Origin of the sequence: Paenibacillus sp. MDMC362, assembly GCF_003269305.1 — a bacterium.
Lineage (GTDB): Bacteria > Bacillota > Bacilli > Paenibacillales > Paenibacillaceae > Paenibacillus_AQ.
The window spans coordinates 1-20,926 of sequence record NZ_QLYT01000098.1; the positions used below are offsets into that span (position 1 = coordinate 1).

Annotated in this window: 21 protein-coding genes; 4 read left to right on the forward strand and 17 right to left on the reverse strand. The window is 43.3% G+C overall.

Features of this window, described 5'->3' with window-relative positions:
- From DP091_RS30645 to DP091_RS30660, 4 genes are all read right to left on the reverse strand, one after another.
- Positions 1–345: hypothetical protein (locus tag DP091_RS30645; protein WP_220091193.1), on the reverse strand; the 345-nt coding region annotated here is incomplete at its 3' end.
- 558 nt (positions 346–903) lie between these two features.
- Positions 904–2,277, reverse strand: a complete 1,374-nt coding sequence (locus DP091_RS30650; RefSeq protein ID WP_113061788.1) for a DNA primase family protein — start codon at positions 2,275–2,277, stop codon at positions 904–906.
- A gap of 355 nt (positions 2,278–2,632) precedes the next feature.
- Positions 2,633–3,037 carry a hypothetical protein gene (locus tag DP091_RS30655; protein WP_113061789.1) on the reverse strand — a complete coding sequence of 135 codons (405 nt, stop codon included), beginning with the start codon at positions 3,035–3,037 and terminating at the stop codon, positions 2,633–2,635.
- Between the two features lie 41 nt (positions 3,038–3,078).
- On the reverse strand, positions 3,079–4,017 hold the full coding sequence (locus DP091_RS30660; RefSeq protein ID WP_113061790.1) for a hypothetical protein: 939 nt from the start codon (positions 4,015–4,017) through the stop codon (positions 3,079–3,081).
- 187 nt (positions 4,018–4,204) lie between these two features.
- Between DP091_RS30660 and DP091_RS30665 the strand changes: the two genes are divergently transcribed.
- Positions 4,205–4,444: a hypothetical protein gene (locus DP091_RS30665; protein WP_113061791.1), complete on the forward strand. Its 240-nt coding sequence runs from the start codon at positions 4,205–4,207 to the stop codon at positions 4,442–4,444.
- Between the two features lie 496 nt (positions 4,445–4,940).
- Here the strand turns inward: DP091_RS30665 and DP091_RS30670 are convergent, their stop codons facing one another.
- The 6 genes from DP091_RS30670 to DP091_RS30695 all read right to left on the reverse strand — a co-directional run bounded on the left by DP091_RS30670 (position 4,941) and on the right by DP091_RS30695 (position 10,606).
- Positions 4,941–5,780, reverse strand: a complete 840-nt coding sequence (locus DP091_RS30670) for a hypothetical protein (RefSeq protein ID WP_113061792.1) — start codon at positions 5,778–5,780, stop codon at positions 4,941–4,943.
- An 18-nt stretch (positions 5,781–5,798) separates the two neighbouring features.
- Entirely contained in the window at positions 5,799–6,860 is a 1,062-nt protein-coding gene (locus DP091_RS30675; RefSeq protein WP_215162440.1) for a DNA adenine methylase, read from the reverse strand.
- A 368-nt stretch (positions 6,861–7,228) separates the two neighbouring features.
- The gene (locus DP091_RS30680) at positions 7,229–8,140 is read right to left on the reverse strand and encodes a tyrosine-type recombinase/integrase (protein ID WP_113061793.1); all 912 of its coding nucleotides are present in this window, start codon (positions 8,138–8,140) and stop codon (positions 7,229–7,231) included.
- Between the two features lie 209 nt (positions 8,141–8,349).
- The gene (locus DP091_RS30685) at positions 8,350–9,069 is read right to left on the reverse strand and encodes a YebC/PmpR family DNA-binding transcriptional regulator (protein WP_113061805.1); all 720 of its coding nucleotides are present in this window, start codon (positions 9,067–9,069) and stop codon (positions 8,350–8,352) included.
- Positions 9,070–9,206: 137 nt separating this feature from the next.
- The gene (locus tag DP091_RS30690) at positions 9,207–10,130 is read right to left on the reverse strand and encodes an NADP-dependent oxidoreductase (RefSeq protein WP_113061794.1); all 924 of its coding nucleotides are present in this window, start codon (positions 10,128–10,130) and stop codon (positions 9,207–9,209) included.
- Positions 10,127–10,606: an MFS transporter gene (locus DP091_RS30695; RefSeq protein ID WP_113061795.1), complete on the reverse strand. Its 480-nt coding sequence runs from the start codon at positions 10,604–10,606 to the stop codon at positions 10,127–10,129. Before DP091_RS30695 ends, DP091_RS30690 begins: the two co-directional genes overlap by 4 nt.
- Positions 10,607–10,783: 177 nt before the next feature.
- Between DP091_RS30695 and DP091_RS30700 the strand changes: the two genes are divergently transcribed.
- Positions 10,784–11,656 (forward strand): LysR family transcriptional regulator, encoded by an 873-nt coding sequence (locus tag DP091_RS30700; protein ID WP_113061796.1) that lies wholly within the window; start codon positions 10,784–10,786, stop codon positions 11,654–11,656.
- A gap of 237 nt (positions 11,657–11,893) precedes the next feature.
- A complete protein-coding gene (locus DP091_RS30705) occupies positions 11,894–13,099 on the forward strand; it encodes an MFS transporter (protein ID WP_258394761.1) in 1,206 nt (401 codons plus the stop codon).
- A 91-nt stretch (positions 13,100–13,190) separates the two neighbouring features.
- Here DP091_RS30705 and DP091_RS30710 read toward each other — a convergent pair whose 3' ends face one another.
- From DP091_RS30710 to DP091_RS30720, 3 genes are all read right to left on the reverse strand, one after another.
- Complete coding sequence (locus DP091_RS30710; protein WP_258394762.1) at positions 13,191–13,427, reverse strand: sigma factor; 237 nt, start codon at positions 13,425–13,427, stop codon at positions 13,191–13,193.
- Positions 13,428–13,506: 79 nt separating this feature from the next.
- A complete protein-coding gene (gene cysI / locus DP091_RS30715; RefSeq protein WP_113061798.1) occupies positions 13,507–15,231 on the reverse strand; it encodes an assimilatory sulfite reductase (NADPH) hemoprotein subunit in 1,725 nt (574 codons plus the stop codon).
- 36 nt (positions 15,232–15,267) lie between these two features.
- Positions 15,268–17,106, reverse strand: coding sequence for an assimilatory sulfite reductase (NADPH) flavoprotein subunit (locus DP091_RS30720; protein WP_113061799.1), 1,839 nt, complete (start codon positions 17,104–17,106; stop codon positions 15,268–15,270).
- Positions 17,107–17,355: 249 nt separating this feature from the next.
- Between DP091_RS30720 and cdaS the strand changes: the two genes are divergently transcribed.
- Complete coding sequence (gene cdaS, locus DP091_RS30725) at positions 17,356–17,973, forward strand: sporulation-specific diadenylate cyclase CdaS (RefSeq protein ID WP_113061800.1); 618 nt, start codon at positions 17,356–17,358, stop codon at positions 17,971–17,973.
- Positions 17,974–18,135: 162 nt separating this feature from the next.
- Here the strand turns inward: cdaS and bshB2 are convergent, their stop codons facing one another.
- The 4 genes from bshB2 to DP091_RS30745 all read right to left on the reverse strand — a co-directional run bounded on the left by bshB2 (position 18,136) and on the right by DP091_RS30745 (position 20,683).
- A complete protein-coding gene (bshB2, locus tag DP091_RS30730) occupies positions 18,136–18,792 on the reverse strand; it encodes a bacillithiol biosynthesis deacetylase BshB2 (protein ID WP_113061801.1) in 657 nt (218 codons plus the stop codon).
- A gap of 22 nt (positions 18,793–18,814) precedes the next feature.
- Positions 18,815–19,159: a YojF family protein gene (locus DP091_RS30735; RefSeq protein WP_113061802.1), complete on the reverse strand. Its 345-nt coding sequence runs from the start codon at positions 19,157–19,159 to the stop codon at positions 18,815–18,817.
- A gap of 103 nt (positions 19,160–19,262) precedes the next feature.
- Complete coding sequence (locus tag DP091_RS30740) at positions 19,263–19,754, reverse strand: 2-thiouracil desulfurase family protein (RefSeq protein WP_113061807.1); 492 nt, start codon at positions 19,752–19,754, stop codon at positions 19,263–19,265.
- A gap of 134 nt (positions 19,755–19,888) precedes the next feature.
- A complete protein-coding gene (locus tag DP091_RS30745) occupies positions 19,889–20,683 on the reverse strand; it encodes a helix-turn-helix transcriptional regulator (RefSeq protein ID WP_113061803.1) in 795 nt (264 codons plus the stop codon).
- Between the last annotated feature and the right edge of the window lie 243 nt (positions 20,684–20,926).

Here is a 20,926-nt window from a genome sequence, read left to right on the forward strand (position 1 = left end):
TATCAGAACATTATCGTTATTGTTACTATCTCTGATGCGAATTAATTTGTTGCCCAGTTCAGCCTCTATTTCAATTTCATGTTCAACCATATACATAATTTCTTTATCCAGGCTATAAGTAATCATAGGACTTATAACATCACCCATTTTTAATTTGAATTGAATGCAGCACTCTAATGAGTTAAATCTCTCTTCAACAAAAAACAATTCTTCCCTATGTCCCATCATGTAAAATTTTGAAGTCTTTGTCGTTTCCTTTACCGCGTCTACCTTAAATAACCAATCTCCCTCTTGATTAGAAATAGGTGGATATACTAATCTTAAATAGCTCATAAGATGTTTCATGTAGACTCCCCTTTTTTCAATTTATATAGGATTCCATTCTACACATGATAATAACAAACTTACGCCGTGAGGAGGAGAGTGTGACAGGTGATTGAGTTTTGAAGCGCCAGCGGAAACAACCCAATCCGTCTCTTTCAGCATCTCCATTCCATCTAGATTTAAACGATCAACACTACCGCACACTTTGCTTCGCAAAGCGCTTGGTTAAACGAACAGAAAATCGAAGCAAGCTTCGATTTGTCTGTCCGTTTCGAATTTCGCTCGCAGGCTCGCTTGGATTGTTAGTAGTCGTTTGATGATGCAAATTCACTTCATAAGAATCATATCATATTCACATTAAATTCTACCCTTAATTCCCGTGTATTCTGCTGAGCGGTACATGGGTTCAAGAGTTGGAGGTCGCTTCCCTCCTACTATGCTACCTTCCGTTTATATTCATACTAGAATGATTCAAGTTATGAACTCATGTACCACATTAAATAACCAGTTAATCTTATTGGCATAGTTTGGTTCAGAAGTGACAGCAACCTTATGTACCAAGTGATGAACTTCTGCACATTAATTTCTCATCTCAATCCCAATCCAGCATTCGCTTTTTTCATTTTTGAATCGTTTCTTCGTTAGTCCATATTTTGCTTGAAGATGATTGTTAAATCTAATCTTCCCAAGTGGTTTTAGACCAGATTCTTGACACCACACTTGATACTCTTCGAACAATTTCTTGGTGCTAAAATTACAACTTGCATCCAAAATGCAACATTCCTCAAGAAAGTTTGCCACGTTATCGGTATCTTTTTTATATTTCCTGAGTGCCAAAATTGTTTGTTCACTTTCAGTAAATCCATTTTGTTTTGTTAAACGATGTAATCCCTCTATAGAAAGATTAAGCAGCGTGGACAAGGCGCTTGGTGTGGTCAGCTTTTCAAGCAAATTTACATCTGCATTTGCTACAGTAAATTTGTTTTCAAAAGGTAATATTAATATCCTTCGAAAAAATCCATCCGTTAGGTCTGATGATTTAGGCAACTCATTTGCACTGAATATTAATTTTGCAAACGGAGTAAACTCAAATGGGTCTTTGTTCTTTCGTTCAGCAGTCAACCTGTCACCAGATACCACAGATTTGAAAACACTGCTTTTCACTAAGGCTCTGTGTGAAATATCCGCGAAAGTATTTAGTGATTTGTCTTTCAATTCCGCTACCTTGAATTTATGGTTTTCTAGGTCTTGAAGTTCTATGTTCGATACGTTTTGTCTACCCAAGAATTGTGTAAGCATGTTGATAAAAGTGCTTTTTCCATTTGCGCCAGTACCAGTAAACATAAATGCTTTTTCATATTTTGTTGTTGGAATCAGACAATAACCAATTATTTCGCATAAGGTATCTATTGTTTCGAGTGAAACGATTGATTCTAAGAACCTTATTACTATTTCGTTTCGATCACTTGGAGAATAATGAATAGGATACTGAATTGTGCTTATTCGTTCAGGTGTGTGAGGCATTAATTCGCCTGTTCTCCAATTTAGCAACCCGTTCAAAACATTAATCAGTCCATCATTAGGATTGATTTCTCTTAAATCTAAAATTGCTGCTTGGATTTTTGCAAGATACAATGCTTCTTCAATGAAACTTTTTTTTACTTCCAAGCCTAAAAGATTTTTTGCAATTTTTTTAAATATTGCTTCTCCTCCAGATACATAAACTCCATTTTTGTAGCAAAAGAAGAATTGCCCATCATAAAATGCAGTCATGTGGTTAGTTAAAATATCATCCACAAGTAGTTGCGGCATGAACTTCTTGTCTACAATGTAGTTAGATATTCCAGTTTTTTTAGTGTTATTGAGGTTAATCACTTGTAGTTTCTCTCGTTGCTTGTAGCGGTTTAAATAACTTATAGACATAGTTTGGCTTTTCTGTTGACTTATACTCATAATTCTCCTATCACTCCGTTTTGTTAGTTATCCTTTTTGAGCTTCTTACCTGCCATTATTAATCAACTGATATTCAAGACATTCTTGCGATGCAACTCTTTATCACTCCTTGTTTCGATATTAGTTACAAAAAAACAGCCCGGATTACTCCGTTGGCTGTTCTTGTATTATCATGATGGAACTTTTTATTCTCTTTTGAATCAGATATGAACTACCAGTGGTTACCTAACAGTGCATAGAACACCGTCACTCTATATAGAGAGTTGAAAAGGTTTTATCAAGCGGTTTTGGCAACCACACTACAATTCATAATATATTACAGTTCCAATCCTCACTGTCTCTGAAAATGAACATCTTAAACATCTCGTATGGTAAATGGCTTGATGATCTCTTTGCCGCCAACATGTGTGAAAGGCATTGGCTCAACCCCAGAAATTCCTGCAGCACACAGATCAAGAATGCATTCATCTTCTACTTCCTTTTGAACAGCTGCGTCTTGATCGAACATGATTATGATACCATCATCATCCTGCGTTATCGTAGCATTGTACATTGGGAACTCGATTGAGCCTATCTCTGGAAAGACAATACTCTCTCCTGTATCAGATCGTGTACTCAGTATGTTAATTCCGACAAGGTTGTTGCTCGAATCATACAGCATTTTACATCTCACGTCCGAAAGAGAACCTTGGTGCTGATGCTTTGATTTGTCCTTGAAGTATATGTACATTTGGCAATCGCCAGCTATAGTAATTTGCAAATCAAGTGCCTCCGTTTCTATATTGTCATTACTTCACCTTCTTATCTTACATCACTCATTGCATCATCAGGAACTATGAATCCCTGTTTTGCAGCATCTGACCGCAATAAATCCCATAGTCTTTCGCCAAGTTGATTAGCAATAATATTTCCTTTTAATCGGACGTTTAGTGTTTCGGCATTAATAATGCCTAATTCTGTGTTAAACTTCAATATAGCTTTTTCTAATGTTGGAATATGAAAATTATCGCCCTTCTCCCTCACCATATCTTGGATACTATCAATTAATTGATGATACGTCATTGCTTTGCGTATCAGTTCTTTTTCTTTTTCACCTAAAGACATGTAATTACCAAAAAGAACCTCTTCATTTTCCTTTACGCTATTCATAACATTCACTCCTATTTCTTCGATTAATAATTTCTTCTTAATTGCTTCCTTTGCAAGCTGGTCAGCCATCTCGTAGTAAAAATTTCTGTTCTGACCTATATATTTGACTTTAAAGATAATTCTAGGATAGGTTTCTGACAAATGCTCTAAGAGTTCATTAATTTGACCAACAACCTTTCGGTAGAGTGCTTTTGAATTAGATAAGTTTTTAATGAGCTGGGGAATACCAATACAATCGCTAAGTATAATGACTTCACGCAATTTTTTTATGTTGTATGTATTTTCTAAAAGCATTTTATTAAGCAGCTTTGCAGTAACTAGTAATGCTTGTAATTCTCCAAAACGCGAGTCAAATTTGGTACTTTCTACTTCCAGAGCTTCTGATGCGAAGGAAACCTTTTGTTGTCCAACCATACATATTCCTATCCCAATGAGTTGATTATCTTTAGGTAAGCTCGCGTCACAATAGATCATTAATGTATTATTCTGGTGTTGCATGCTCTTAATGTTTGATAACTTGTTTGAGATAAATGATTGTATGAGGTTGTCCAGGCTTTGATCTACGATAGCTGAAGATTGTTGACCATACATTATTACATCCCTCGCTTTAAAGTTATTGACAATACCATTATTCAAACGATATAATAGAAGTATATAATGTTATATCTATGTCTTTTTAGTAGTGAGATGCTTTGATACTAGCACACTAAATATAATTGAGCAAGAGGGCATTTTTATGCCCTCTTTTTATTATTGACTTAGGTATGGAGGGTAAATCATGATCTCCGATAAATCACTTACTGAGTTTGGAATTATAAAGAACGAAAAGGGCGTGTTCCTGCCCAAAGATTTTTGCTTAGTGTCTCTCCTAAATTGGCATCAAAATAAAGACATTTTGTTGACTGATGAACAGCATGAAGCCATTACTGATTTTTTATTTCACCTGGAGTTAGATTTGGGTATTTGTGATGGAACAAAAGAAGAATATCAAAAATGGAGAATTGTTGATGAAGATTGAATATTAGAAGTTGAATGTTTAGGATTATACCGCCTCGTTCCCTCAGCCCTTCCAGTAGTGCTGGATGCCTCCCGCCCCTCCCAACCAACATTCCCTCTGTCTGAGCCTTTCAATGAGTATACAACCAAGCTAGAGGCGCTCTCGACCCTACTGTGAAGCAGGAGGGCGCAAGATGCGCCACATACCAACTCAGACGGTTGGGCAACAGCTTGGCGAAGACCTTTCCAAAATTAATTATTATTTTTGCGATATAATTATTCTATGAGTTAATCAAAAAAGACCAGAAATGGAATAATCCACATCTGGCCCCCCAATAAACCTATCAACTTTTTCTTCTGTGATTCAAACTCATCTCCGCTGATTATTCCCTCGTTTTTAAGTTGAACAAGCTTTCAAAGTTCACCAGCGACAGATACATTTCCTTGAAAGTTCGCTTGTCCTCCTCGTCGGCTTGTCTGTTAAGAACTCCGATTAATTGATGGCAATGAATTATATGCTAAAGTAAATTTAATCGATGTGCTGCATTTTTTATATCCTCTCTTAACCGCTCCATATGTCTCAAAGTATATACGCCATCAATTTGTTTTGTTTCCCACAAGGCAAATATTCTGCGCAAATCCGATTGTCGAGAAAGCCACCCAATTCCATCTATTACAGCAAAGACATATTGATTAGGTAAGCGAACTGAAGCCATCTTTTCAACCTCAACAACAGCGTCGGTTAGTTTACTTCCTGTACTGTTAAAGCCTTTCATACCAATAACAATTTGAGCCTCATCCATACCACCTGGAATCGCAAGATCGCACGGGGCAGTTTCATTTGCTCTCCCTTTAAACCGCGTTCTCATTGCGTATGGCAGCCCTAATTCTTTAGCTATTTTTTCTACTTCATCTTCAATCTTTCTTCCCCTACCGACAGAAGATGCTCCTTGCTTTTTAGACCATAAGTGGCGTTCTACTAAAACATCACTATAAGTCCACTCTTTTGTTAATTCGCGTTTAAGTTGATTTACTACGTCAAATTCAGTATCTAAAAAGTCAATAAGGTCACTTGGGGACTTTTTAGCCAAGCTCAGCCAAGCAGTTGTGTTAAACTTAAAACGCAACTGATTTTTGAGCTGTTCTTGTCCTAAACCACCTGTAGTGGCAATTAATGGAACTGTATCAGGGAATACCTTAACAAAACGCGCCAGACTTTCTCGTGTTATGTCTCCCGTATTTCGAAGTTCCACCAAAACTTCATTAATGCTTTGGACCATCTGTGAATCCTTACGTGGCGCAACTTTATCCAAGTTACTTAAAGAATCTCTGAACAATTCGAAACTTGATGCTGTCATTTTAAAGTTAATCCACCTTTATTTCGCAACAAAGATGAGTTCTTCGACTTGCCTTCTCAAAGCAGTTTCATGCGTACCAAAGGAGTATTTATGGGGTACAGAATAAACTTCAACATCACTCTTCACTTCTTTTAGCAATGCGTACAACTCTTCCTCATTTGGAATAGAGTTTGAACTGTACGACATTACAATGATTGAATCCTTAAACTTATCAAATAATCTCCTTAGTGCATCATGAATTGTACGTTTATAGGCAAAGGGTGTAAATCGCTTCTCAATTTTTTTCGTCTTTGTATGTTCCATGATTTTCATATCCTGCCAATAGACAGATAGCCCTTCAAGGAAATGATATCTCTTGATGTAATCAGCATCATCTTTAGGCGGCGCATATGGAGGATCAAGATATACAAGATCAAATTGGGTAGCGTCAATGTCGAATACATCCTTACACGTTGCTTTATTTTGCTTACCATTGTCAAAAATTGTATCATTGTACTCTTCGACAGCTTCTATAAATAGTTCCTTTAATGGAGTTCGAAGGGAACGTCTTCCATCATCATATCTGAAATCTGTGATTGTGAAAACTCCTCTTGGTTGTTTTCTTGCAGCTGCCAAACAAATAGAACTAAGAGCAATAGATCGCTTGTACTCATCAAATTTTGGAAGGTGCGACCACAAAGAGTCCAAGAACTGATGATCCTCAATTGGAAAATAAAGTCCACCGAAGGTATCTTGAATAAACCTTCTACCATCAATATTGGGTTTAAGCAGCTCTTCAACATCTTGGGGATTCAGCCTAACCGTGGAGTTCTCGATTACTGCTCTAGCTATTGTTGAAGGGAAATTTAAAAAGTCATTTGCTGTTACCTTCTTACCCATCTCTTTTAATGTATAAGATACCACACCACTACCACAGAACGCATCTAATGCAGTTTCAAATTCCAATTGTTCCAAAATTGATATTATATATGGTGTTATCTTATATTTTGATCCCATATATCTCAAACGAGGATACTGGGCAGTACGTATTAACTCAGTCTGATTTCTATCTATTGTTGTTTTATCCAGTAAAGTTGCCAAAGTTTTTCCTCCCGAACTAACGTTCTTAATAATATTACATTAACACTATTTCGTCATAACGACAATATAACTTACTTTTATGAATTGCTTATATAAATTATAATCAAAGCTCTCTACCCATATCGAGCCAGCCTCTACAAACTATTTTAAGGTGATTTCATGTTTATTATGTAGGATAGCAACAAAGGCTACAATGAATCTCAAAGCAGCGAATTTTGTATTCTGTTCCCTCATTTCATTTCCCCACATAGCAACATATCTTACAGTAATTGAAAAGCACTCATACCTGACATGGAAATACCTGAAGTATTCTTGATCAGTTTCCCTATTCATCTACTAACAATCGCTTTTCAAGACTCATGAATAATCTATAAGTTCATTAACGGGCTGGTTGTCTTTGCCAACTCAAGTATCTGCTCATCTTGAATTGACTGTAGATAACGATTAGTGATAACAGTCGACTCATGTCCTAATAATCTACTAAGACTGTAAACATCCAATCCTAATCTTAATTGTTTTTGAGCATAGTAATGTCTAAGTGTATGGGGACTGCAACGAATATGTTTTCGAACCTTAGCCTCCGTTCCAGCTTTTTTAACTATTACTTCAATTGCAACAACTGTAAGAGTTTTACCATTTTGAGATAAGAAAAAATTTGAATCAGTCATAATTTTATCTTTAAAATATGCCTCTTTTACTCTCTCGTATTTGATAATGTACTTTTTTAAAAGAGGTGAAATGTATAAATGTCTCTCCTTATTCCCTTTTCCATGTATCTTTATGACACTATCTCTTACATCAAGAGAACTAAGTGTACATAATTCCAAATTTCTGATTCCTAAGTCCACAAAAAACATTAGAATTAGCTTATTACGTAAACTTAAATAGTAATCCCCTTTAAAAACGTTAAGCATCCTCTTCACTTCATCATCATTGAAAGTCTGAATCAGAACCTTTGGTTCCTTCATCCACTTCAAACCAAGAACAGGATTTCTTTTTTCAGCAATATATCCTTCTTCAACATTGAAACGGAAAAACGAACGAATGTTTTTTTGTATCCCATTGATGTAGGTTTCAGATAAACCTTTGTCTTTTAAGTTCCTAAGATAGGCTTTAATATGGGAAGTATTAACTTCTTCCACTTCAGTCACTTCAAATTCATTAATTAAAAAATTTAAGAAGGCTCTGTTATTATTTCTATATCCTTTTATAGTTCGGATACTATAATTCTTGATCTCCAAATCAAATAGAAACTCTTTGTAAACATCCTCTAATAACATAAAAACTCACTCCTTGTATGGTTATTTCATACAAAAAGTGAGTTAAAATAATAAGCACTACTGAAAAAAACGTACATCATTATAAATTTCATCAATCAACAAAATGTATACCATCGCTGATTGAGAAAAACGTTGAAATTCGGATATCTACCCATGTTTGAATCAGCAGTAAGAGCTTCTAACCACTGAATTTATAGGGTTCTTGTATCCTAATCTTCAAACTCCACGTTATGATAAACCTGCTGAACATCCTCGAGGTCTTCCAATGCATCGATCAGCTTCTCAAACTGGGCAACGCCATCTTCAGGTAAGGTAACAAAATTCTGAGCCAGCATGGTAAGCTCGGCAACGGTAAATTCCGTAATACCAGCGGCTTTGAATGCTTCCTGAACCGCATGGAACTGGTCGGGTTCAGCATAGACGATCACAGCTTCTTCCTCTTCCAGGATGTCACGGACATCCAGGTCGGCTTCGAGCAGCAGATCCATGACTTCCTCAGCCGACTTACCCTCGACGCCGATGACTGCGGTTGGATCAAACATATAAGACACTGAACCGCTGACGCCCATGTTGCCGCCGTTCTTATTAAAGGCAGAACGTACAGCAGGCGCCGTTCGATTGACGTTATTGGTTAAAGCGTCAACAATGATCATCGAACCGTTCGGACCAAAACCTTCATAGCGAAGCTCTTCATAATTCTCATCCCCGCTGCCCTTGGCTTTATCCAAGGCACGGTCAATAATGGCTTTCGGCACATTGTATGTTTTGGCGCGCTCAAGAACAACCTTCAGCGCACGGTTGGACTCGGGATCCGGTTCCCCCTTCTTGGCTGCCACATAAATTTCGACACCAAATTTCGCATATACGCGACTTGTATTTGCATCCTTGGATGCTTTTTTCTCTTTAATATTATTCCATTTACGGCCCATATATTTCCGCTCACTTTCATTATTGAATCTGTAGCCGGTATTCAATAAATACCCTCGTCCATTATATATCTATTAAGTCCCTTGAACAAGGTTAAGCGCGTAGATCCGGAAAATAGACACGTCCCCGTAACCATCAATCAGTGCTGTTCACCGACAAGTAAGATCACCTTTCCCCGGCCATGACCCGTTTCAACAAGGCGATGCGCCTCCGGCGCTTCGTGCAGCGGAAACACCTCTCGAATATGAATGCGAATGTAACTCTCCATATATAAATCCACCAGCTCCTGCAGTCTAGCTGCTGTTCTCGTACCACTTAACACGGGTATACCCAACTCCACAGCAGTCTCGTCCGACACCATCGTTCGGATACGCTCCTTGTTATGCACAAGCTGGGCAGAAGCCCTTAATGCCTCGGGGCCGGCTGCATCAACTGCAGCATCGATTCCTTGCGGCGCGATTCTGCGGACCCTTTCCACAAGCCCAGCGCCGTATGCAACCGGTATAACGCCGATGGACCGCAAATATTCATGATTGCTCTCACTTGCGGTTCCAATGACAGCTGCTGCGCCCCAGGCTTTTGCCAACTGGCATGCAAAGGTACCAAACCCGCCTGCCGCGGCATGGATGAGCACGGTGTCTCCTTCCTCAATTCCAACAGATTTCAATGCCATATGTGCCCCCTGGCCATTACCGGAGAAACCTCCAGCTATTTCCCATGGCATGCGCTCGGGTTTGATTACAATCTGATCCGCATCCACCACGACATATTCAGCGTAACAATGGAGCAGTGAGAACCCAAGTACCTCCATGCCAACTGCGAATTGATCGACGCCTTCCCCGACCTGATCGATCACGCCAGCGAACTCATTGCCCGGTATCATCGGGAAACGCTGTTGACGGACATAGCCTATGGTTCCGTTGCGAACCCCGCAATCAAAGGGCAGCACGCCAGCTGCCTTCGCGCGGACTCGCACAGAACCCGGTCCTGCCTGCGGCTGCTTCATTTCCGTTAATTTTAAGACCTCAGGTGGACCGAATGAAGTAATGGCCATAGCTTTCATCTGCAACATCTCCTCTTTTCGTAATGCTTATTAAAAAATGAAATAAAAAGCGCAGCTACAACTGCAATCATGATCATCAGCATGAAGTATATATTGCTAAAGACATACGCGCTCAGATCGTGGATCAACGGGTTCCAAGCCTTAGCGGCTTCCAGATCCACCATGGTTCCGTAAAGGCTGGCAAATATCGCTCCTGCCATGAAATTCAACATCGACAATATGCCCATTCCCACTCCACTTTGTTCATGCGGCAGCGTCAATGAAATGGATTTGGACAGCGCAATCGACATAAAGGCTTGCCCGACACCACCGAGAATCAGGAACAAGGCAATCCATACAGGCGAGGCCCCAAACTCTCGCCTGATTTCTGGGAGCACGATATTAAACATCGTTGCATTCATAACCGATATGGCAAGAGTGAATGCCAGAACGCTGATTAATGCTTCGCTTGATGACTTTCTTTTCCCGATTTCCATAAAAGCCCCTTCTTTCCGGATTTTAAAAGGGATACCCTATTACGTTTGTGTACCGATGTACAAATCTTAAAAGGGATTGTTTTCCTCTCGGTGTTTATTTTATAATGGGTTCGAAATAAACAAAAATATATAATATTCTATAGATATCATATACTGGAGTATATAGGGGGATGAAGGATGGAACTTCTGCAGCTGCGTTATTTTCAAACCGTAGCCCGAACGGAACACATGACGAAAGCAGCTCAAGAGCTTCATATTGCACAACCTGCTTTAAGCAAAACCATATCCAGGCTGGAAGCGGATGTCGGAGTTCCGTTGTTTGATCGTCATGGCGGGAGAATCCGATTGAATACATTTGGGAAGCTCTATTTGGATAAAGTTGAACGTGCACTTCATCTGCTGGAGGAAGGCCAGAAAGAAATCAATGAACTTGCTGGACTACAGCATGGCAGTATTCATCTGGCAACCTCAACCCTGGATCCGTTATCCGAACCGCTGAGTCAGTTTCTGGCGGAGCACCCTGACGTAAATTTTCAAATATCCCAAGTCGGAACGGATGACATGATGAAGATGATGGAAATGGGGCAGGTCGATTTATGCTTTACTTCGATGGCGATGGAGCAATCCATGTTATCTCAAGTGACCGTGCTTCGCGAGGACGTGTATTTGGCTGTACCCCAAGGGCACAGGCTCGCTGACCGTAAGTCCATTAACTTGGATGAATTGAAGGATGAAGCTTTTATCGGCTACAAGGAAGATTTTATTTTCCAGCAAATGAACGATAAATTCTTTCAGGAGGCTGGAATTGCGCCCAGATATGTATGCCGGGTTGACGAACCTCCGGCCATTGCAAGTCTTGTTCGTGCCGGTCTCGGGGTTGCCCTCTTCGGATGTTTTCGTGTCCAAGACGCCAAGCTTAAGCTTCTGCCCATTGCGAAGCCCGAATGCAAACGGCACTATCGGCTTATCTGGCACGAGAAGCACTATTTATCCTTAGCGGCTCGTCAGTTCCGTGATGACGTCATTCAGTACTTTTCGGAAAAATCGTAATACACGGCAAGATTCCAAATCATATACAATGTGGATTATTGAAGGCACTTCTGCTCATGAACAAATGAGGGAAGTGCCTTTTTTTGGCGCGAGAAAAGTAGACGGAATAAAAAAACATTTGATTTTTTATAGATATAATAATAATATGTCTATGTATTGAACAACGAAATGCGCATTCGTTTGTTTTTACGCTATCCGATCTGTAAAGTACAGATCTCGAAAGGAGACTCCTTTATTTTGCTTAACAACCCCTATGTTCGCACGATTGTCTTGTCACGCGTTCTATTGAATCTTGGCATTTGGGTTCGTAACTTTGCCATTCTTCTATACGTTACCGACTTGACGGACAATCATCCTATGTATGTATCCCTCATATCCGTAGCCGAATTTGCGCCGATTTTCTTGTTTGCCTTCATCGGCGGTACTTTCGCGGACCGCTGGCGGCCTAAGCGTACCATGGTCAGTTCTGATGCACTGTCTGCGATATCGGTATTTCTCGTGCTGATCACCGTTCATAACGGGTCGTGGCAGGCATTACTGGTACTTACGTTCTTCTCAGCCGTCCTGTCCCAATTCTCACAGCCTTCAGCGATGAAGCTGTTTAAACAGCATGTCCCCGCTGAACAGCTGCAATCCGTGATGGCCATGTTTCAATCGATGGTTGCCTTCTTTACGGTGATCGGCCCAATCGCCGGTGCATTTGTATATCAAACGTTCGGCATTGAAGTATCGCTGGTCGCAACAGGAGCGTTATTCCTGGGTTCTGGATTGATTCTGACTTTGCTGCCCCGTGATATGCAGAAAGAGACACAATCCAAGCAGCAGAACCTGAAACAAGAGCTTATCGAAGGCCTTCGCTATGTATGGAATAATCATACGCTCCGAACCCTTGCCGCGACCTTCGCCGCGGCTGGCTTGGCAGCGGGACTTATTCAGCCGCTCGCGATATTTGTGACGATTGAGAACCTCGGTCGGGATAAGTCATTCTTGCAATGGCTGTTAACGGTCAATGGAGCGGCGATGCTCGTCGGAGGAGGCTTCGTCATGGCATTTGCCAAGAAAATCCCCCCTCAAACCTTACTAGCACTCGGTCTGAGCGTTAGTGCCGTCGGGACCCTTGGTATTGGCTGGTCAACCAGCGTCATCTTTACGATGCTCCTTCTAGTGATTAACGGATTCTTTTATCCCACCATACACATTGGAATCAACACCTTGATCCTAAACAATACGGAAGGGCCATATATTGGTCGGGTCGGCGGCGCCCTAACCCCGATTTATATGGGAATGATGGTGCTGGGCATGTCGATCGGGGGATTGCTCAAAGACCAGCTGTCCCTGTTCGTCGTTTATGCGGCTAGCACACTCTTGTTCCTGACTGGTTCGGCTCTGCTGCTTCCATTATTTAAAAAGAGAAAGAGCACGGCCGGCGTATTGGAGCAATGAACAACAAAAAAGAGCCGCCTCACATTTTATGAGGCGGCTCTTACTTAACTAGAGACCGTGTAGCAACTGGCGGTCATGTCGTCTTATTGTTTCAGGCTCGGATGATCCAGGCTTTGAATGCCTTCGCTTCTTTTAGCGTTGAACGCTTGACCCATGCTCTGCACGTCATCTCCTGAACCGCTTCCAGCGCATCATATCGGTTCCGCAAGTAACTGTAAGCTATATGGATCAGTGTTTCCTTGTGTTCCATAATGGCCTGGTAAAAATCGGTCTCATCATCCGTTTTCGTCAGTACCACCTTTTTCATCTCTGCTTGGGAGCCCATCATGATCTCCTAAAGTGCTATGAACAAAAACAACCGAAGCTCTTCTCAAGAAGAACTCCGGTTTGTTGATAATTGAGTATCATTATGCGTGAAATTGTTGTCCGTCCAACACTTCCTTCACATAGCCGGCCCGGATCACAAAGTCACCGAAATGCTCGCCTTGCTCGCGTTCTTGTGCATATTGCTTCATGAGGGGACGAAGGGAGTCCAAAATCTCGGCCTCTCCGATGTTTTCCTTGTACAGCTTGTTCAGCCGGTGTCCGGAGAAACCGCCACCCAGGTACATGTTATATTTGCCAGGCGCCTTTCCGATAAATGCGATTTCGGCCAGCATCGGTCTGGCGCATCCGTTCGGGCACCCGGTCATTCGAATGACGATATCCTCTTCGCGAAGTCCGTTCTCTTCCAGGATCACATCGATTTTATCCAATAACGTCGGCAGATATCGCTCGGATTCGGCCATAGCCAATCCACACGTCGGTAAGGCAACGCATGCCATGGAATTTCGTCTCAGGGCAGAATAATGATTGCCGTCCGTAAGTCCGTAACGCTTGATGAGGTCTTCAATCTTTTTCTTCTTATGGCTGCTGACATTGGCGATGATCAGATTCTGATTGGCCGTCAGACGGAAGTCTCCATTATGGATTTGAGCGATTTCGCGCAGGCCTGTCATCAGCAGGTAATCGGATTCGTCTTTCACGCGTCCGTTTTGGATGAACAGTGTAAAATGCCATTTGCCATTGCTGCCTTTAACCCAGCCGTAGCGGTCTCCGTTATGATCAAAATGGAACGGTTTTGCCTCCCCCAGCTTCCAGCCCAGACGGCTGGTCAGCTCGTTGACAAACCAGTCGATACCGCGATCATCAATCGTATATTTGAAACGAGCATGCTTGCGCACCGCGCGGTCTCCGTAATCACGTTGAATCATCACCGTCTTCTCGGCCAAGTCAACGATCTGCTCGGGTTTGCAGAAACCTATGACTTTCGCCACTTGAGGATAGGTTAACGAATCACCGTGCGTCATCCCCATGCCACCGCCTACCGAAACGTTAAAGCCTTTCAATTGTCCATCCTCAATGATGGCAATGAAGCCAAGGTCTTGGGAAAATACATCAACATCATTGGATGGCGGCACGGCCATCCCGATCTTAAATTTCCGCGGCAGGTACACCGGGCCATAGATCGGCTCCTGCTCCTCCCCCTCTTGGAGACTGTCTACGATCTTCTCGCCGTCCAGCCAAATCTCATGATACGCACGCGAGCGCGGATCGAGATGACTGCTAAGCATTCGTGCCCATTCGTATACCTCCGAATGAATCTCCGATTGATAGGGGTTCGGATTGCACATCACGTTACGGTTAACGTCGCCGCAAGCAGCCAATGTGCTAAGCATGGCTTCATTCACTTCTTGAATGGTACTCTTCATATTCCACTTCAATACGCCATGAAGCTGAAAGGATTGGCGTGTGGTCAAGCGAATCGTCCCGTTGGCGTACTTTTGGGCTACACGGTCCATCATCAGCCATTGCTCCGGAGTCACGACACCGCCAGCGGCTCGAACACGCAGCATGAACTGGTATGCGGGTTCCAGCTTTTGCTTATGCCGTTCGTTACGCAAATCCCGGTCATCCTGCATATAACTGCCGTGAAATTTCATCAGCCGGTTATCGTCTTCCGGAATCGCCCCCGTTATGCGATCCTCTAAGGTCTCTACAAGACTGCCGCGCAGATAGTTGCTTCGACGCTTAATGTCCTCAACATCACTGTGCGGCGCACTATGGGGTGATACTAGGTTATTATCAGACATGTTCCTTTTTCTCCTCTCGCAACCACAGGGGTGATCTTAATACACATCCCGCTGATAACGTTTCTGTTGCTGCATGAGCGTCAAATATTCCGCAGCTTCTTCCGGACTCATCCGGCCTTCTTGCTCGAGAATAGACCCCAACGCAGAATGCACATCATGAGCCATCTTCTTCTCATCGCCGCAGACATAGACGCAAGCTCCTTCTTGGAGCCACTGATATAGATCCTTGCTCTTCTCCAGCATGCGGTGCTGTACGTATACTTTTTTGTCCGTATCCCGTGAGAAAGCAACATCCATACGCGTCAATACTCCATCCTTCAACCAACGCTGCCATTCAATCTGATAGAGGAAGTCCGTCGAGAAATGCTGGTCTCCGTAGAACAACCATGATTTCCCTTCTGCCCCCGTCTCTTCCCGTTCTCCCAGAAAGGCTCTGAAAGGTGCCACGCCTGTACCGGGTCCGATCATAATGATCGGGGTGTCCGGATTCTCCGGCAGCTTAAAGTTCGGGTTATGCTGAATGTATACAGGCAGCGTATCGCCCGCTTTCAGACGTTCCGCCAATTGCACGGAGCATACGCCGTAGCGGCGGCGGCCATGTGCTTCATAACGCACCGTTCGAACGGTAACATGAACTTCATCAGGGAACGCTTTGGAGCTGCTGGCAATCGAGTACAATCGGGCAGGAATTTTGCGCAGTATCGATACAAAATCGCTTGCCGCCACTTGCTGGAGGCCATAATCCTGTACCAGATCAAGCAAATCCCGTTCCTCGATATAGGTGCGCAAATCTTGCTCATGACCTGGCTCCAGCAATGTCCGAAGACCTTCATTCCCTGAAATGTTAACCACTTGCTCGATCAGTGGTTTCGTGAGAACGGTAATCTCGTAGTGACGGAGCAGGGCATCCCGAAGAGCTCGCGCTTCACCTTGTTTATTAATTACGACCGCTTCATCCGCATTCCATCCCATTGCAGCGATAAGGTCATCCACCAGCTGCGGATGGTTTTCCGGATAGACTCCTAAGCTGTCGCCCGGCTCATACTGCAATTTCGATCCTTCAAGAGAAATTTCGATATGACGAGTTTCACGGTCGGATCCTCTTCCGTTCAAGTTCAGGTTCTCAAGGATTTCCGCTTGAAATGGATTGCTTCTCGAAAATTCCGATTCCGTACTGTCGCTCAGGGCTACCGCACTCCCATTTTCGACAACGGATGATCCCGCTCCAGCCTCATTCAACGATAGAAGAACCTGATTCATCCATTCTGCAGCCGACTCATCAAAGTCCACATCGCAATCGACTCTTGGCGTCAGCCGCTTGCCGCCCAATTCCTCGAGCCGTTTGTCGAAATCTTTACCCGTTTGGCAGAAAAATTCATACGAGGTATCCCCCAGCGCCAGTACGGAATATTGAAGATGGTCTACCTGAGGTGCCCGCTTGCTGTGCAGAAATTCATAGAATGGTATAGCATTATCCGGCGGCTCTCCCTCTCCATGCGTACTGACGATTATCAGGAGATTCTGCAACTTCTTCAGGTTATTTGGTTTAAAGTCGCTCATAGAAGACATCGTGACCTGCAGGCCAACCTCTTCGAGCTTCTTGGATAACTTTTTCGATAATCCATGACCATTGCCTGTCTGTGATCCGTACAGGACTGTGACTTCTTTAGTAGCCGTCGCCACAGGTGCCGATACAGCAGCTAACGTGTTCGCTTGTGGTGCTGCCGCAACTGCTGCTGCGGCTTCCGTTCCCTGTAACGCAGCGATGAATCCGCTGAGCCAGGTCCGCTGGGATTCCGTCAGTGTAGGCAGTAGGCGGTTCAGCAGTTCCACCTGCTCCTGATTAAAAGGACTGTTCATTACTTGAAGTTCCAACAATATCCACCTCTCAAAAGCGCACATTATTAATTCCTACTATTACGATACAATTAATTTTATTACTCCTCTGAACCTATCACAGCTTACCTGAACCGGTCAATTACAATGTTCTTATAGCATTTATCAGTTTTACTAATAAATCGATTTTCCGGGCTTTACTACAAGCGAAACCCGACCCTGTTTACGATAGAGAATATCGATATCTCCGAATGGCAATGATACCAATCATAAGGAGGAAGATTTCGGATGTTAAATCATGATTGCAATTTTACGCCGCTGAAAAACAAATTGAAGGAACAGCTCACGGATATCACAAGACAATTACAGCATATCATTCTCAATTTGGACCAGGACAGTTCATGTCTGCTGGGTGAGCTGGATCATGTCAGAACCAAATTTTTAGAAGCCGAATCGATTTCTTCTACGTATTATCTCAATTGTTTTCTCTTCCCCTTCACCAGCAAATATCAAGAAATCGCGAAATCCATATATCATCTCAGTCAAAAAAAACGGGGTGCGCTCATTGTGATTCAACGGGAAGATGGGCTTGATTCGTTAATGACGCCAGGGATTCCCTTGTCTGCAGAAATCACAAGTCCCCTGCTTGAATCCATCTTCGTTCCAGACAGCCCGCTGCACGATGGAGCCGTGCTCGTACGTAAAGAGATGATTATTTCCGCCGCGAACGTGTTGCCTTTAACAGCCAAAACGTATGGGGATCGTAAGCTCGGCACACGTCACCGAGCAGCCATTGGCTTGTCCGAGATCAGCGATGCCTTGGTACTCGTTGTATCGGAGGAGACGGGCAAGACCTCCTTCTGCATGGAGGGCACACTCTATCCTCTATCCATCAGCAGCCCCTAATATTTCATGTATAATCGTAGAGCCTCCTAGATAGGCAAATGAAGTGAAATCTTCCCTGAAGGCCCTCATCTTCACAAAAAAACACTCGATTCCAAACCATGCAAAAGAGCCGCAGATGCTGATTCTGCGGCTCTTTTTATGGATCATCCCATGCTGGGGATTTTATGCAAATGTATAGGTCCAGAAGCGTTCCGTACCGAAGCGCTGTTCCACTTCCTTGGCCTTCATCTGTTTCTTGCCCAGCAGCTCTGCTGCCTGGAATTGAGAGCGATGGGCTTGAATGGAGTTCAGCTTCTGTACCATAAACATGGATACATCTTGATAAACATCCGGTTTACCCAATTCTTGCTCACAATTGTTGGAGAATGCCAGACATTGAACGACAGGTCTATCTCCGGCCGGCATCCGCTGAATCGTGCGGATTACGGCCGCGCCCGTTGCGTCATGGTCAGGGTGGACGCTATATCCAGGGTAAAACGTGAACACCAGCGATGGCTTGATCTCCTGAAGCAGAGAGGCAATCACGCTATCCAGCTTATTTTGATCCTCGAATTCAATCGTTTTATCATGGAAACCAAGCAATCTCAAATCCTGTATGCCTATTGCTTTGCAGGATTCCTCCAGTTCTGCTTTGCGAATGGTTGGAAGCGTGATACGGTTCGCAAACGGTGGAATGCCCATATTACGGCCCATCTCCCCAAGCGTTAAGCAGGCATAGGTAACATGAGCGCCTTCCATAATATATTTAGCCAGCGTACCGGACAAACCAAATGCTTCATCATCCGGGTGCGGCAATACGACCAGTATGTTTTGCTCCATCAATCCTCGTCTCCTCTCTCTATTAAAAAGGCTCCCGGCTCAACTGCAAAGCGACAACCAGTTTGCCCTGAGTGTCGTGACCTGCCATAATCAGCCGATCGGTATCCGCCTGCTCGAAATGGGTGAGTCCTTCGGTATATACCCAGCCCTGACTCATTTTCAATCCAACCCGATAGGGTCCATTACCGGATATCGAACCGTGGCTGTAACGAATGATTGCATTCGTAATAAAGTTAGCCGCGGGATGCTTCGTGCTGTCATAATGGGCAGCATAAGCGCCTGTCGTCATCTCAAGATGAATATATAAATCCTGGTCCTTCAATTTATCAATCATTTGTTGTACTTCGGTTTGATTAATGAGTTCCATATTTCCCTCCAGTATAAAGAATCACAACATGCAAGCAGTCGATAGAATCATTCTATCATAATTTTAGAGCAGGACGAAAATACATAAACACAAGACGCATGATTTACCTCGCAGCAAAAAGAGTGGCGTATTCCGGTTGTACTGCATATGCATTAAGCTCATGCTCCGAAATAACCGTATAGCCTTCCTTGCGCAGGAGAGCCGTTGTTACGCCATAACCGGCTGTTTTCTCATTGGCAAATTCTCCATTATAAATCATGGCACTTCCGCAGGAAGGGCTGCTCTCTTTCAATACGATCAGCAAAGCTCCGAGCTCTTGCGCCATTCGAAGCGCTTGGTATGCACCTTTTATATACATCTCGGTTACGTCTTTCCCGGATAGCTCAACCACTCTAGCATGCCCTGCCAGCACGTCATCTCCGTTTCCTCCAACGATCTCCGCTGGCTCCCGTGGAGTTGAGAATCCGCCTAGCAGTTCGGGGCATACAGGCACGGCTTTCTTCGCTTCAACCAGCTGCTGAATATTCGTATCCAGGCTGTCCGTAGCGTTATAACGAACCTTCAAACCGGCTAAACATGAGCTTACAACAATCACAAAGGCCACCTCAAATCTCTCATACTTACTTATTCACTGCATACTACTGCCTTAGCCGTTTGCTCTCATTTTAGTATCAGGAATCGGAACTCAAATGTCAACGAAATGCATAGAGTACCGATCAGATCCCTCATCTAACGTAACATGGGAGCAACCCTTTTAAGGAAGTGATTCATTAATAATGGCAAAGAAATCAAAATCGGCGGATCATCCAGCCGGGGAACATGCAGAGTTACATGAAGATGCGGAGTCTTAGCGTTGGGGGTGACGATAATAGGTTCCTTCGAACGGGTACGCAGTGTGGTAGACTTCGGAAGCAAAAAATCGACCGCCTGCATGCCCCATGGAACCGAAGTGGCCATCAGATAATACGTTCCGGGTCTGACGTCGCCGAAACGAAACGAGCCGACGGAAGATAACAAAGTTCCGTATAGAGGAAGGCCTTCGGGAATCGGCTTGGCAAACAGCCCGATCAAGATGACGCCCTGAAAGGGGGCCATTGCCTCTACCGTGCCTTCAACTGTCAGATTAGGATTCTCGACCGGCATGGAGTCACGCCAGCTGTTCAGTTTCTGAAGGGATGACAGATGCTCGTACGCCTCTTCCTTCGAATTTCGAAACTGGGAAGGGGTCACTCCTACCCTTTCCGTGAAGCGTGTCGTAAATGTGCCCAGACTCTGCTGACCGATCTCCATGGCGATATCCCGGATACTCAGATGGGTATGTAAGAGCAGGTCCTTCGCTTTCTCCAAACGAAGCGAGGACACGTAATATAATGGGGGCAGTCCGATTCGATCTTTAAATATACGTGAAAAATGATATGGGCTGTATCCTATATAATCCGCCAGTGTCGATAACGGAAGGGGCTCATAAATATTGTTGTGAATATACGCGATTACCTCATCGATTTCAGCATATCGATCAGTCATCAGGTCCGCACCATCCTTCATTCCGGATATTATGTATGGGTCCAATCCAAAACGTTCGAAGAACAATTGTTCGCATTCATACTATCATATCCATCTAAAAAATGGAAGCTTTTATATGTTGAAAATAACACCTTGCAAGCATATTTATTCACATTAAAAAAGCCGCGCTATAATGAACTGCACCCCAATTGTTAGACACATCTAACAGTTGGAGGTGCAGTTTTTTTATGACTAAATTTACTA